The following is a 12,641-nucleotide window of genomic DNA, read 5'->3' as shown; positions in this document are numbered from 1 at the left end:
ACGCACCCGACCTGTTCCGCAAATAAGAAAAAGCCAGTCACAGTGACTGGCTTTATTTTGTTGAAGGAATATTGCGTTTGCTACGGACGTCGACGTCCCGTAAACAGGCTGACCAGGAACAGAATAATACCCACAACGAAGACAATTTTAGCTGCCCATGCCGCTGTACCTGCCAGTCCACCAAAGCCCAATGCGGCGGCAATTAACGCGATAACCAGAAATATAATGCCCCAACGAAACATAAGCTTCTCCTTTACCATAGTTAATGTCGGCCGCTAAACGTGAGCGCTCAGGTCACTCACCGGCGTTTTTCCAGAGTCGTTCTTATTTCGCCCGCTGGTGTTAGCCAGACGGGCGAATGGTCAAGATTTACTTCGTTTTCAGATCGTTTTTAACGCTTTTCACACCGTCAATCGCTTTCGCGATGGACTCGGCACGTTCACTTTGCGCCTGCGAATCTACCGTACCGGAAAGCTGAACCACGCCATCGGTGGTTTCTACTTTCACCTTACGGGACGGCACGATGTCATCCGCTAAAAGTTTAGCTTTGATTTCGCTGGTGGTGGCTGCATCACCGGCATAACCTTTCACCGACGCGTTTTTGCCGTCACGTACGTGCAGCTTATCGCTGACGGATGCGACACCTTCGACGCCTTTCGCCACTTTCACCGCCTGTTCAGCCTGAGCCTGGCTTTCGACAAAGCCGCTCAGCGTGACCACTTTCTTGTCGGTCTTAACGGAAATGTCGGTGCTCTTAATGGCTTCATCATCCACCAGTGCGGCTTTCACTTTTGCTGTGATTGAGCTGTCATCCATGAAGTTGCCGACTTTATTCATAGAGCTATCGATTTTTTGCCCTGCGTTATCGGCCGTGGATTGTGCTTTATCCATGGTGCTGCTTTCCGCCAGGGCGGAGCCGCTCACCAGAACGCTACCCAGAGTTACAGCCAGCAGAGTTTTAGAAATCTTCAGTCTTGTCATATTCATCGATCTATTCCTGTGTTGACCCGTTATTCGGGCTGCATACTTCCTTAGTAGTTTTATATATTGCGAATAAACACGCGGGCAAAATGGATAACCTAAAGTCATGCATTGAACAGTTAATTTATCCACGCCCGGTGTTAAACACTGAGTTAAATATAGATCACTCTCACAGAGCCGCTTTCAGAATTGGGCAAAAAACGCGCGAATAGCGTGAAATTGCGTTGAATTAAGAACATTCCGCAAGGGATTAATAAGACAGGAATTAAAGAAGAGCACGGCGGGAGCCGTGCTCAGAGAGGGGATTAGTGCTCGCGGGTTTTACGGAACTGAACGTCAGGGTAACGTTCCTGCGTCAGGTTCAGGTTCACCATCGTTGGCGCGATATAGGTCAGGTTATCGCCACCATCCAGCGCCAGCTGAACTTCATTCTTACGCTTAAATTCTTCGAATTTCTTCACGTCAGAACACTCAACCCAGCGCGCAGTCGCGACGTTCACCGATTCGTAAATCGCCTCCACGTTGTACTCGCTCTTCAGACGCGCAACGACCACGTCAAACTGCAGCACGCCGACCGCGCCAACGATCAGATCGTTGTTCGCGATTGGGCGGAAGACCTGCACGGCGCCCTCTTCGGAAAGCTGGACCAGGCCTTTCAACAGCTGTTTCTGCTTCAGCGGATCGCGCAGACGAATGCGACGGAACAGCTCCGGCGCGAAGTTCGGAATACCGGTGAACTTCATCATTTCGCCCTGGGTGAAGGTATCACCGATCTGGATGGTGCCGTGGTTGTGCAGCCCGATGATGTCGCCCGGATAGGCCTCTTCAACGTGCGAACGGTCACCCGCCATAAAGGTCAGCGCGTCGGAGATGACAACGTCTTTCCCGATACGCACCTGGCGCAGCTTCATGCCCTTTTCATACTTACCGGACACCACGCGCATAAAGGCCACGCGGTCACGGTGTTTCGGGTCCATGTTGGCCTGAATCTTAAATACGAAGCCGGTGAACTTCTCTTCTTTTGCTTCCACTTCACGGGTGTCGGTTTTGCGCGGCATCGGCTGCGGCGCCCACTCCACCAGGCCGTCGAGCATGTGGTCAACGCCGAAGTTACCCAGTGCGGTACCGAAGAAGACCGGGGTAATTTCGCCGCTCAGGAACAGCTCTTTGTCGAATTCGTGAGACGCGCCCTTGACCAGCTCCAGCTCCTCGCGCAGCTGCGCGGCCAGCTCTTCGCCAACCGCCGCGTCCAGATCCGGGTTGTCCAGACCTTTAACAATGCGCACTTCCTGAATGGTGTGGCCTTTACCGGTCTGATACAGGTAAGTTTCGTCTTTATAGAGGTGATACACCCCTTTGAACAGCTTACCGCAGCCAATTGGCCAGGTGATTGGCGCACAGGCGATCTTCAGCTCGTTTTCTACTTCATCCATCAGCTCCATCGGATCGCGGATGTCACGGTCGAGCTTGTTCATAAAGGTGAGGATCGGCGTATCGCGCAGACGGGTGACTTCCATCAGCTTACGGGTCCTGTCTTCTACACCTTTCGCGGCGTCGATCACCATCAGACAGCAGTCCACTGCCGTCAGGGTACGGTAGGTATCTTCGGAGAAGTCTTCGTGGCCCGGGGTGTCCAGCAGGTTCACCAGGCAGTCGTGATACGGGAACTGCATCACGGAGGTGGTAATCGAAATACCACGCTGCTTTTCCATCTCCATCCAGTCGGATTTTGCATGCTGGCTGGAGCCACGGCCTTTCACGGTACCCGCAGTCTGGATCGCCTGTCCGAACAGCAACACCTTCTCGGTGATGGTCGTTTTACCGGCATCCGGGTGAGAGATAATGGCAAAAGTGCGGCGCTTGGCCACCTCTTGCAGATAAGGAGACAACGTCATAATTAAATCTTCTTTTATAAGCGCGGCAGCACGCCACGCATCATGGAATACAAAATTGCGGCTATTTTACCCATCAACGGGGGGCAGGCAATCATTGTTTACACAGGAGTTGCTCCAGTTCGTTCAACGACGTCACGGTCCAGGTCGGCTCGATGCCTTCAGGCTTCACGCGGCCATGCGCGTTGAGCCACACGGTCGACAGACCTGACTTGATGCCGCCCAGGATATCTGACTCTGCCGTATCACCCACCATAAGGACGCGATCGCGGTCGGGATTTCCGGCCTGCGCCAGCGCATAATCGAAAATACGCGGATCCGGCTTCGGCACGCCAACCTCTTCCGAGATCACCAGCGCGTCGAAATGATCGCGCAGGCCGGTGCGCTCAAGGCGGATCTGCTGCAGGGCGGTAAAACCGTTGGTGATGATCCCCAGTTTCACCTTGCCTTTCAACGCATTCAGCAGGGAAACCGCGCCCGGCAGCGGCGCACAGATATCGGCCATCGCGTTCAGGAACGCATCGTTCAGCGTCCCCGGACTGACCTTTAAGCGTTCCGCCCAGACGTCAAAGCGCTGGTGCTGAAGCTGTAACGCGGTGATGGCACCGTTCTGGTAATCCACCCACAGCGGCTTATTTACCGCCTGATAGTCCTGAAAATCTTCAGCGGTGAAGGTCACGCTATAGTCGAGAAACATCCGCTGCAGGCCGCCGAACGAATCAAACGTAAACAGCGTTTCGTCGGCATCAAAGAAAATCCAGTCCCATTTCATCGTTACAACCTTATATTCGTTATCCAATCGGCAGAGCCATGATAATGGCGTCTTCACGTCCCTCTGCGGTGGGGTAGTAGTTACGGCGGATTGTCGCCTCGTTAAAGCCTAAGCTTTGATAGAGCGCGATGGCGGCGACATTCGACGCGCGCACCTCCAGCCACAGGGTGAAAACGTCACGGGTTTCGAGCTCACGGATGAGGTGCTCAAGCAGTTCTCTTCCCAGCCCACGGCGCTGAAACGCGGGATCAACCGCGATATTAAACAGCGTCGCTTCATCAAGAACAACCTGCGTGATCGCGAAAGCGGCCATGGTGCCGTCAACGTCCAGGCGGTAGTTCAGATACCGTTCGCCCTGATTGCTGGCGAAAGTTTTTTCGCTCCACGGAAACGCGTGGGCGCGTGTTTCAATCGCGAACGCGGTGGACAGGTCAGGCGTCGTGAGGGAAGAAATCGTGTTCATATTCGCAGATTTGTTGCCATAGCGCGCTGCGCGCTTTTGGGTTGGCTTTCAGTTCGTCCAGCGCTGGCGAGCAGATCTGGCTCCCCTGAAGAGAGATCTCATTTGCCTCTCCGATACGCCAGCTGTTACAGCGGCTATCAGGAGGCAGCATCGCGACACGCTCTGGCGTCAGCGGTAAAACCTGGTCGGCCGTCAGCTTCAGGCTGCGAAGGACATCACCGATCAGGGGGTCATTCAGGGCAGGCAGTTCTTCTGCCACCATCACCAGACGAACGTGCGCCGGGATGGAGATGGCGATTTCGCCCTGCAACGCCGTCGGGCGACGCAAAGCCCACTGGGTAATGCCCAGCTGCTGCAACTGCCAGTCTCGTCGGGATGTCATAGGGAAAACTCCTGTCTCTCAGGCGCGCAAATATAGCAAATGTGTCGAAAGTGCGCCATCTACCTACTATAATCCCCGCCTGAGTTTATTGAGGAACAATTCATGTCTGCATTTACCCCGGCAAGTGAAGTCTTGCTGCGTCACAGTGATGATTTCGAAGAAAGCCGTATTCTGTTTGCCGGAGATATGCAGGATGACCTGCCTGCGCGTTTCGACTGTGCTGAAAGCCGTGCCCATACCCAATACTACCACCACTGGCAGGTGCTGAGCCGCCAGATGGGCGAGCGCGCGCGCTTTAGCCTGGTGGCAGAGCAGAGCGATATTGCCGAATGCGATACGCTGATCTACTACTGGCCGAAGAATAAACCTGAGGCCCAGTTCCAGCTGATGAACCTGCTCTCCCTGCTGCCGGTCGGCTGCGATATTTTCGTGGTCGGTGAAAACCGCAGCGGCGTGCGTAGCGCTGAACAGATGCTGGAAGGCTACGCGCCGTTGAATAAAGTCGACAGCGCTCGCCGCTGTGGTCTCTACCATGGCCGTCTGGAAAAACAGACAACGTTTGATGCGCAGGCTTACTGGGACGAGTACCAGCTTGACGGCCTGACCATCAAAACCCTGCCGGGCGTGTTCAGCCGCGACGCGCTGGATACGGGTAGCAAGCTGTTGCTCTCCACCCTGACGCCGCACACCAAAGGCAAAGTGCTGGACGTAGGATGCGGTGCGGGCGTGCTCTCTACCGTGCTCGCCAGCCATTCACCAAAAGTGCGCTTAACCCTGTGTGACGTGAGCGCTCCGGCGGTAGAAGCCAGCCGCGCAACGCTTGCCGCAAACGGTATTGAAGGCGAGGTGATTGCCAGCAACGTCTTCTCCGACGTCACCGGTCGCTTCGACATGATCATCTCTAACCCGCCGTTCCACGACGGTATGGAGACCAGCCTGGAAGCCGCGCAAACGCTGATCCGTGGCGCGGTCCGTCACCTCAACAGCGGCGGTGAGCTGCGTATTGTCGCGAACGCCTTCCTGGCGTACCCGAAAGTGCTTGACGAAACCTTCGGTTTCCACGAAGTGATCGCCCAGACCGGCCGCTTTAAGGTCTACCGTACCGTGATGACGCGTCAGGCCAAAAAGTAATCTCCACTCATGCAGGCCGGATAAGTGCAAGCACCATCCGGCTCCGCATGGCGCCTGCATCGGCCATTTTTGCAGCAATCAAGGCGTCGCGCGCACTTTTCTGTTGACGTAAAGCTGAAAACATCTAGAATGCGCCTCCGTGGTTACGATACTTTTACAGTATCGATGGTATGCGAAGGTGGCGGAATTGGTAGACGCGCTAGCTTCAGGTGTTAGTGTCCTTACGGATGTGGGGGTTCGAGTCCCCCCCCTCGCACCATAAATCACAATGATATTGCTCGCACTGGGCGAAGGTGGCGGAATTGGTAGACGCGCTAGCTTCAGGTGTTAGTGTCCTTACGGATGTGGGGGTTCGAGTCCCCCCCCTCGCACCAACGAGGCGATATCAACAATAGTAAGATGACTGTGCGAAGGTGGCGGAATTGGTAGACGCGCTAGCTTCAGGTGTTAGTGTCCTTAGGATGTGGGGGTTCGAGTCCCCCCCCTCGCACCAATTATCTTACATCCCTTCTGTAGTTCCTCTTCTTTTCCCTGTTATTTCAAGCTCATCAGTATCACCAGAATTCCACTGACCAGTGCTACACATGATGGTAGTAAAACAAAGTGGCGCAGTTGCTTATGCCAGATCATGCCTGACGTGACTAACAGTCCTGACACAATGATCGCTTTCCATGTATCAAGGGAGAGATCGGCAAACGTCAACCCGCCGAGAATGGCTCCCGGTAGCAATACCCCCCAACCACTGCCAAGCGCCCTGTTCAACATGCTCTGCCCTCTCAAAGCGATAATGATAACCAATATCATATGACACGGATTATCATTTGTCAGCTGAATGAATCAAAATCCATCGTCCTTTACCTTTCCCGTAATGACAGGAATTGCCTAAGGTGATAAATTGCACACCTGTTAACAACATCTAAAGATTTTCTGATAATTACTCTTTGAGTTTTTTTCATATTTTATTGCGATACAGCACCTACTTATTTGTTTTAATTAAATTTTAATAAAAACGCACGACTATGACATCACAATCCTGGCGGTCTTTGGTTCACAGAAAATATCAATTGTCGTTACGTTTATTTTTATTTCTGAACGCAACCTCGGCAGTGTTCTCGGTAACAAATCCGCTCAATTCTGTACGCCTGTTATCAGCCCCACTTATTGCTATTTTCTCCATCAGCACCGGCCTGTTCGTCTGGCACTGGAGAAAGCGCGCGCGGAAGATAAATATTCCTGTTGTTTCAGGGATATTCGGTATTTTGTGGGCCTGGCAAATTGTGTCTAAATTCGCCTTAATTACCCACGATCACGCGACGTATTTGTTAATCGCCCTATTAACGGTGCTTTTTATCGGAACGCTGGCATTCGCCAGTAATATCAAAGCCTTTACGCTGCACTCACTGCCTACGTTTATTGTCTGCCTGTGGTTAAGCGATCACGATATATGGCTGAGAATGACCTATTCTTTCGCACTTCCTGTGGTGGCAATTGCTATTCATAACATTTTGCAAACACGTAACGACCGTTTTGCTCAGGAGCTGCTCTCACGTCTTCTGGAAGAGCGAGAAACCCTTACCGATCTCAGCATGATGGACCCGCTTACCGGGCTTTATAATCGTCGCGGTCTGCAAAGCCGTCTGGAGAATCTGCCGACGGTTGAAAATGGCGAACATTTTGTCCTGCTGATGGATATCGATCACTTCAAAGCCTATAACGACCATTATGGCCACATGATGGGCGACCAGGCGCTGAAACGTGTCTCTGCGGCAATCCGCGACGCCGTGCGTTCCCGCGATATTGTGGCGCGTTTTGGCGGGGAAGAGTTTATGGTGCTGTTGACGAATATTTCTCTCGAACATGCTCGCCAGACGGCCGAGCGGATCCGTCAGAAAGTCTACGATTTGAAAATCCCGCATCTGTTTAACGAGAGCGTCGCGACAAACGTCACCATCAGCATTGGTATTGCCATTTTCGAGGATGAAGACGTAGAAGGCGCGCTGGAAAAAGCGGACAAAGCCCTCTATGAAGCCAAGCATATGGGGCGCAATAACATTCTGCTGAGTGAAGAGCTGCAGACGGCTTAAACATCACGACGATGTCACCCGGACAAAAGTCTTGCCATTGGTATAAGCAATAGTTAGGATTGGCAATCATTATCATTTAGATTTCTATCTATACTATGGCTACGCATACCGCACACATCGTCGAACCACTCCTCTGGCGAGCGCCCCTCACCAGCGGGAATGTTTCGCTTGCGGATGCCATACGGGATAAGATTGCGGAGACGCGCGCCCACCTGCTGGACTTCATCCGGCTTGATGAAGCGCACCCGAATCACGCCATGACGCTCTCAGAGTGGCGTCACCCGACAAAACTGCAGTCTCTGCTGGCTACCTATTCCGACCATATCTATCGCAATCAGCCCACCCTTACGCGGGAAAATAAACCCCTGCTCTCTCTATGGGCGCAGTGGTATATCGGGCTGATGGTGCCCCCCCTCATGCTGGCGCTGTTAACCCAGAAGAGCATGCTGGAACTCTCGCCGGATAATTTCCACGTCGAGTTCCACGAAACCGGGCGTGCGGCCTGTTTCTGGATTGATCTCCACGAAGACCAGAACGCTGAACGCCTGACGGCTCAGGAACGTATGGAGCAGCTTATCATCCAGGCCCTGATCCCGGTGGTGGAAGTGCTTGAAGCGACGGGAGAGATTAACGCAAAGCTTATCTGGAGCAATACGGGCTATTTAATCCACTGGTATTTAACGGAAATGAAGCCTCTGCTTGGTGATGAGAATGTTGATGCCCTGCGTCAGTCCTGTTTCTTTGCAAAACAGCTTTCCGATGGCCGTGACAACCCGCTATTCCGCACCGTCGTGCTCCGTGATGGGCTTCTGGTTCGCCGCACCTGCTGCCAGCGCTATCGCCTGCCGGACGTTAAGCAGTGTGGGGACTGTACGCTGAAGTAGAGCAGTGAATTGCCCGGTGGCGCTTTGCTTACCGGGCCTACAAAACCGGGCCCGGCCTAAACCCTCTCACACAAGGAGAGGGAATAACCACTAAAAACGGCAACATGCGTTGCCGTTTTGTTTTTACCTATGCCACCTGCTGATTGTCCTCTTCCGCGTTACGCTGCGCTTCTTCCGCTTCCTGCTCCAGCAGCTGTTTCTCGTATACTTTGAAGAACGGGAAGTAGATGATTGCCGATACGCAGGCAAGAACCACAACCAGAATAGCCGCGCGGAAATCCCAGCCCAGAGCCCACGCTGCACCTATTGGCGCCGGTGCTGTCCAGGGGACTACTGAGATGACGCGTCCAATCAGGTCAAACGTCATCGCCGCCCAGGCCAGCACGGCATTTACCATCGGTGCCAGCAGGAACGGAATAAAGAACACCGGGTTCATCACAATCGGCGTACCGAAAATGACAGGTTCATTGATGTTAAAGAAGCTGGGTACCACGCTCAAACGCCCGATAGAGCGTAAATGCGCTGAACGGCTACGCAGATAGCAAATCACCAGCCCCATCGTGGCGCCCGACCCGCCAATCACGATAAAGAACGTCCAGAACGCCTCCATAAAAATATGCGGCAGAGGCTGGCTGGCGGCCAGAGCGGTCTGGTTCGCGCCGAGGTTCGTGAGCCAGAACATCTGAAGCATCCCGGAGACGATGGCGGCTCCGTGGATCCCGGCGAACCACAGCAGATGACCAATCAACACGGCCAGCAGGATCGCAGGCAGGGAATCCGCTGCGGAAACAAGAGGTTTAAAGACCGACATAATGGCCTGCGGGATCAGCATGCCGAACTGAGACTGAATGACCAGGCTCAGAGGGTAAAGCGTCAAGACTACCACCAGCACAGGGATGAGCAGATCAAAAGAGTTTTTGATCATCGGAGGTACTTGGTCTGGCAGGCGAATACCGATGTTGTGCGCCTTGAGGAAACGCATCATCTCAACGCAGTAGATCGCCACCAGAATCGCGGTAAAAATCCCCGTTCCACCCAGGCTGTCGACAGGCAGCGTGCCTTTGGTTTTCGGTGCCGCGACCAGCAGAAATGCCATCAGCGACAGCATGGCGCACATAAACGGGTCTAACTGGTGCGATTTGACATAGTGTTTGCCAAGGTTATAGGCAATGGCCGCACAGATATAAATGGACATAATGCCCATCGTCATATCAAACGGCGTCAGGATCTGACCTTCAAACTGCTTCGCCATATCCAGCCAGGCGCGGGCGAAACTCCAGGTGGTATCAGGCGAAAATGGCGGGTATGCGAACACTAACAAAAATGAACCCACAATCATGAATGGCATCGCGGAGATGAACCCATCACGAATGGCCATCACATGACGCTGGGAAGAGATCCGCCCGGCAATCGGGCTGACGTAATTTTCAACAAAACGGAATATTAGGTTAAACGCAGCATGGTTGGCAGACATGGCAGATCTCCTGTCAGACGTTTGTTACGGGCACATTTGCGCCGCACGTTGTTCCATAAATCACCTTCACAACCTTGCTGGCTTGTGTACCAGTAGTACTGCTAAGACGGAATGGTTTCATAATTTGCTCTTATTATTAGATACAGGGGACGTTACGTACTCAGTATTAATCGACGCATCACGCTCTGCAACCGGTTACTGTAACCGGTTTCCGTGATTGTGAAGAGGATCCAGAAATCAGCCGTTCGGTATATTTGTTACTGAAGAGATATTTACAGAGCATAAATTCTTATGACAGATTACGCAGGATATTTGTCAGGAGGAAACAATGAGTTTGCAGTCTGTACAGCAGTTTTTTGCCGACAACGCGCCGGATATAGACGTCATTGAACTTAGCCAGAGTACCGCTACCGTTGCGTTGGCTGCTGCCGCCCACCGTGTGGAACCGGGACAAATCGCCAAGACCTTGTCACTAAAGGTGAAAAATGAGGTGATTCTGGTGGTAGCGAAAGGCGATGCGCGTCTGGATAACAAAAAGCTGAAAGACACCTTTGGTGCAAAAGCGCGCATGCTCAGCAGTGATGAAGTGGTGACCATAACCGGTCACCCCGTTGGGGGCGTGTGCCCGTTTGGCCTGGAAAACCCGCTCGCGGTTTACTGCGATGTCTCGTTAAAGCAGTACGCCGAAGTGCTGCCCGCCGCAGGCGCAATTCACAGCGCTGTGCGTATCTCACCTGACAGAATGGCAGAGCTGACTTCCGCAAAATGGGTGGATGTTTGCATCTGATTGATGCGCCAGAGCCTGTCTGGCGCGCAACAGGCAGGTTATAAAAAGGTCGGCTTGCTAAGCGTCGGACTTCGCGGTTCTCTTGCCGAAAGGTGGGTAATAATATCTGCCGCATCGAGCAACCCTACGTCAGAGTTCACCCCCAGCTTCACCATCGCATTAAACTTATGCGCCCGGATGGTCTTAATATTGCGTTCAAGCCGTGCCGCGATTTGAGGAATGGAATACCCGCAAGACATATAACGCAATATTGCCCTTTCCGTTGGGCTTAACATTCTGCTTTGACTCCGGTACCAGTGATTCATCATATTGTCATTGATGCACAAGGTTTCACTCAACAACACCATGAGTTCCTTCTGCAGGAGCTCAAGCGTCAGCGATTTACTAACCACACCGTGAAGGCGTGACGGGGAAAGATAGCTAATTAATCTTGCTTCCATCTCGTCAGCGACCAAGATGATGCGCTGGATATGACCATGCGTAAACGCAAAATCCCGCAGGTGCGCCAGGCAGCTACGACGCTCTTCCCGCGCATCGGAATATGAATAGATCAGCGAGAAAAAATTGACGTGCTGAAGTGCTTTCTTAAAACTGTCAAATTCACTAAACAGATGCAGTTGGTAATGATTCAGGCCGGGCATCGCAAAAAGATGCTTTAGCCCAACAGCACTCATCGTGCAATTTTCGACGATGGCAATATGGCTTGTTGAATCGGTTTTTTCCATTCTTCGAACTCTCCATAGGCTGACATCAAACTCAGCTCTCGCATTCCCTGTGTACTGTTTATCCAGGCGTACATATCGGCGTTACTGCGTAATGAAAGTCGTCGCATCGCACTGTTTTTCTGCGCACTGATGGTTTTATTGCTCTTCTTGAGCAATGTGGCGATTTGGTTGATCCCCCATCCTTTACCTAACAGTCTCAATACCTTGCGTTCGGAGTGCGTGAGCGCGATAACATGTTCGTTTTCCTCCTCTGAACTTAGAGGTTCCGGGGTTAACAACATCTGGCTTACTCGCTCTGCGCGTTCGCGACCTGCCCGTACAGCGTTAACCAGGCCTTCAATGGGTTCCATATCAGAAAGCAACGTACTTTCAGGGCGCACAAGTAACTCAACGGCAATAGGGTTAAGTGGCCGCGAAACTAAAAAGATCCAGTGAATATTCCGGTATTGATTCAATAAACTGAAATACTCTTCAAGCGCCCCTCGAGGATTCCAGTATTCGCCTGAAATGTCGGCAATGATGACGTCAGCGCGGCGTAGCTGGAGCAGCGTTAACTCCTGCAATGAGTTGCAATAGGTCAATTCAAAATCGGGGAAATGGCGAGTCATCACGCCCCCTAACCCGTTTTGCATCACAGGTATCCGGCTGATGATAACGCTATGCTTACCGTGCAAAGACAACATAGACCCTCCGTGTCCATTCTTCATTTGATGAGTAACGTTAAAACGCATCAACGTATGAGTATTTTTGTCCCTGAGTGTAATGCAGGTTAATACAAGTAGAAGATGAGATGTATTCTTAGTATAAGAAATGCCTAAACAGCACTAATATCTCACAAAGCGAAACAAAATTTAATTGCAGTGCCATTAAAATAACTACAATATAAAATTAGAATAACTAAATATAAATAACTTATCTTTCAATATTAATTATTCATGAAAATGATAAATTAATCCCAAGCTCTTCCGCACTAAGGGACGGCAACTGTTTGCATAAACCTTGATCTGGCCCACAGCAAGAGACACTGCACTTTGTGTTAAAAATAATTGCTATGGCCCAACCGGCA

At 52.0% G+C, this 12,641-nt stretch carries 14 protein-coding genes and 3 tRNA genes; 7 read left to right on the top strand and 10 right to left on the bottom strand.

The features are described 5' to 3' along the window. Window positions 1-80: 80 nt before the first annotated feature. The 6 genes from PUP35_RS03020 to PUP35_RS02995 form a co-directional block, all read right to left on the bottom strand. Entirely contained in the window at window positions 81-242 is a 162-nt protein-coding gene (locus tag PUP35_RS03020; protein WP_003856556.1) for a DUF1328 domain-containing protein, read from the bottom strand. 127 nt (window positions 243-369) lie between these two features. After that, the gene (gene osmY / locus PUP35_RS03015; protein ID WP_039260909.1) at window positions 370-987 is read right to left on the bottom strand and encodes a molecular chaperone OsmY; all 618 of its coding nucleotides are present in this window, start codon (window positions 985-987) and stop codon (window positions 370-372) included. A gap of 299 nt (window positions 988-1,286) precedes the next feature. Continuing rightward, window positions 1,287-2,876, bottom strand: coding sequence for a peptide chain release factor 3 (gene prfC / locus PUP35_RS03010; protein WP_127729550.1), 1,590 nt, complete (start codon window positions 2,874-2,876; stop codon window positions 1,287-1,289). Between the two features lie 91 nt (window positions 2,877-2,967). Further along, on the bottom strand, window positions 2,968-3,645 hold the full coding sequence (gene yjjG / locus PUP35_RS03005; RefSeq protein WP_271368903.1) for a pyrimidine 5'-nucleotidase: 678 nt from the start codon (window positions 3,643-3,645) through the stop codon (window positions 2,968-2,970). Between the two features lie 19 nt (window positions 3,646-3,664). Beyond that, on the bottom strand, window positions 3,665-4,108 hold the full coding sequence (gene rimI, locus PUP35_RS03000) for a ribosomal protein S18-alanine N-acetyltransferase (protein ID WP_111964094.1): 444 nt from the start codon (window positions 4,106-4,108) through the stop codon (window positions 3,665-3,667). Next, entirely contained in the window at window positions 4,077-4,490 is a 414-nt protein-coding gene (locus PUP35_RS02995; protein ID WP_008502079.1) for a DNA polymerase III subunit psi, read from the bottom strand. Before PUP35_RS02995 ends, rimI begins: the two co-directional genes overlap by 32 nt. Window positions 4,491-4,592: 102 nt before the next feature. Between PUP35_RS02995 and rsmC the strand changes: the two genes are divergently transcribed. The 4 genes from rsmC (at window position 4,593) to PUP35_RS02975 (ending at window position 6,114) form a co-directional block, all read left to right on the top strand. Beyond that, entirely contained in the window at window positions 4,593-5,621 is a 1,029-nt protein-coding gene (gene rsmC / locus PUP35_RS02990) for a 16S rRNA (guanine(1207)-N(2))-methyltransferase RsmC (protein WP_271368906.1), read from the top strand. A 172-nt stretch (window positions 5,622-5,793) separates the two neighbouring features. After that, a tRNA-Leu gene (locus PUP35_RS02985) sits at window positions 5,794-5,880 on the top strand. 28 nt (window positions 5,881-5,908) lie between these two features. Further along, window positions 5,909-5,995, top strand: a tRNA-Leu gene (locus PUP35_RS02980). 33 nt (window positions 5,996-6,028) lie between these two features. Beyond that, a tRNA-Leu gene (locus PUP35_RS02975) sits at window positions 6,029-6,114 on the top strand. Between the two features lie 41 nt (window positions 6,115-6,155). Here the strand turns inward: PUP35_RS02975 and PUP35_RS02970 are convergent. Beyond that, on the bottom strand, window positions 6,156-6,425 hold the full coding sequence (locus PUP35_RS02970) for a DUF1435 domain-containing protein (protein ID WP_206529377.1): 270 nt from the start codon (window positions 6,423-6,425) through the stop codon (window positions 6,156-6,158). 215 nt (window positions 6,426-6,640) lie between these two features. Between PUP35_RS02970 and PUP35_RS02965 the strand changes: the two genes are divergently transcribed. Together PUP35_RS02965 and fhuF are read left to right on the top strand one after the other, a co-directional pair. Further along, window positions 6,641-7,705 carry a GGDEF domain-containing protein gene (locus PUP35_RS02965; protein ID WP_029740020.1) on the top strand — a complete coding sequence of 355 codons (1,065 nt, stop codon included), beginning with the start codon at window positions 6,641-6,643 and terminating at the stop codon, window positions 7,703-7,705. 95 nt (window positions 7,706-7,800) lie between these two features. Then, window positions 7,801-8,589: a siderophore-iron reductase FhuF gene (gene fhuF, locus PUP35_RS02960; protein WP_271368908.1), complete on the top strand. Its 789-nt coding sequence runs from the start codon at window positions 7,801-7,803 to the stop codon at window positions 8,587-8,589. A gap of 127 nt (window positions 8,590-8,716) precedes the next feature. On the opposite strand, the gene PUP35_RS02955 is transcribed toward fhuF, so the two are convergent. After that, window positions 8,717-10,063 (bottom strand): PTS sugar transporter subunit IIC, encoded by a 1,347-nt coding sequence (locus tag PUP35_RS02955; RefSeq protein WP_115876505.1) that lies wholly within the window; start codon window positions 10,061-10,063, stop codon window positions 8,717-8,719. A gap of 328 nt (window positions 10,064-10,391) precedes the next feature. Between PUP35_RS02955 and PUP35_RS02950 the strand changes: the two genes are divergently transcribed. After that, window positions 10,392-10,850 carry a YbaK/EbsC family protein gene (locus PUP35_RS02950; protein ID WP_115876508.1) on the top strand — a complete coding sequence of 153 codons (459 nt, stop codon included), beginning with the start codon at window positions 10,392-10,394 and terminating at the stop codon, window positions 10,848-10,850. Between the two features lie 38 nt (window positions 10,851-10,888). Here the strand turns inward: PUP35_RS02950 and bglJ are convergent, their stop codons facing one another. Beyond that, window positions 10,889-11,524: a DNA-binding transcriptional activator BglJ gene (gene bglJ, locus PUP35_RS02945; protein ID WP_115876511.1), complete on the bottom strand. Its 636-nt coding sequence runs from the start codon at window positions 11,522-11,524 to the stop codon at window positions 10,889-10,891. Continuing rightward, a complete protein-coding gene (locus PUP35_RS02940; protein ID WP_115876514.1) occupies window positions 11,521-12,258 on the bottom strand; it encodes a helix-turn-helix transcriptional regulator in 738 nt (245 codons plus the stop codon). The genes bglJ and PUP35_RS02940 overlap by 4 nt, the downstream gene beginning before the upstream one ends. Window positions 12,259-12,641 lie beyond the last annotated feature (383 nt).

The organism is Enterobacter sp. S-33, from assembly GCF_028735835.1.
Classification (GTDB): Bacteria; Pseudomonadota; Gammaproteobacteria; order Enterobacterales; family Enterobacteriaceae; genus Enterobacter; species Enterobacter vonholyi.
The sequence above is the reverse complement of the archived record's forward strand: the minus strand, read 5'-3'. Positions and strand labels throughout refer to the sequence as shown.

Coding starts and splice junctions, on each gene's coding strand:
- PUP35_RS03020 (WP_003856556.1), bottom strand. CDS start 242: ATGTTTCGTTGGGGCATTATATTTCTGGTTATCGCGTTAATTGCCGCC.
- osmY (WP_039260909.1), bottom strand. CDS start 987: ATGAATATGACAAGACTGAAGATTTCTAAAACTCTGCTGGCTGTAACT.
- prfC (WP_127729550.1), bottom strand. CDS start 2,876: ATGACGTTGTCTCCTTATCTGCAAGAGGTGGCCAAGCGCCGCACTTTT.
- yjjG (WP_271368903.1), bottom strand. CDS start 3,645: ATGAAATGGGACTGGATTTTCTTTGATGCCGACGAAACGCTGTTTACG.
- rimI (WP_111964094.1), bottom strand. CDS start 4,108: ATGAACACGATTTCTTCCCTCACGACGCCTGACCTGTCCACCGCGTTC.
- PUP35_RS02995 (WP_008502079.1), bottom strand. CDS start 4,490: ATGACATCCCGACGAGACTGGCAGTTGCAGCAGCTGGGCATTACCCAG.
- rsmC (WP_271368906.1), top strand. CDS start 4,593: ATGTCTGCATTTACCCCGGCAAGTGAAGTCTTGCTGCGTCACAGTGAT.
- PUP35_RS02970 (WP_206529377.1), bottom strand. CDS start 6,425: ATGATATTGGTTATCATTATCGCTTTGAGAGGGCAGAGCATGTTGAAC.
- PUP35_RS02965 (WP_029740020.1), top strand. CDS start 6,641: ATGACATCACAATCCTGGCGGTCTTTGGTTCACAGAAAATATCAATTG.
- fhuF (WP_271368908.1), top strand. CDS start 7,801: ATGGCTACGCATACCGCACACATCGTCGAACCACTCCTCTGGCGAGCG.
- PUP35_RS02955 (WP_115876505.1), bottom strand. CDS start 10,063: ATGTCTGCCAACCATGCTGCGTTTAACCTAATATTCCGTTTTGTTGAA.
- PUP35_RS02950 (WP_115876508.1), top strand. CDS start 10,392: ATGAGTTTGCAGTCTGTACAGCAGTTTTTTGCCGACAACGCGCCGGAT.
- bglJ (WP_115876511.1), bottom strand. CDS start 11,524: ATGAGTGCTGTTGGGCTAAAGCATCTTTTTGCGATGCCCGGCCTGAAT.
- PUP35_RS02940 (WP_115876514.1), bottom strand. CDS start 12,258: ATGTTGTCTTTGCACGGTAAGCATAGCGTTATCATCAGCCGGATACCT.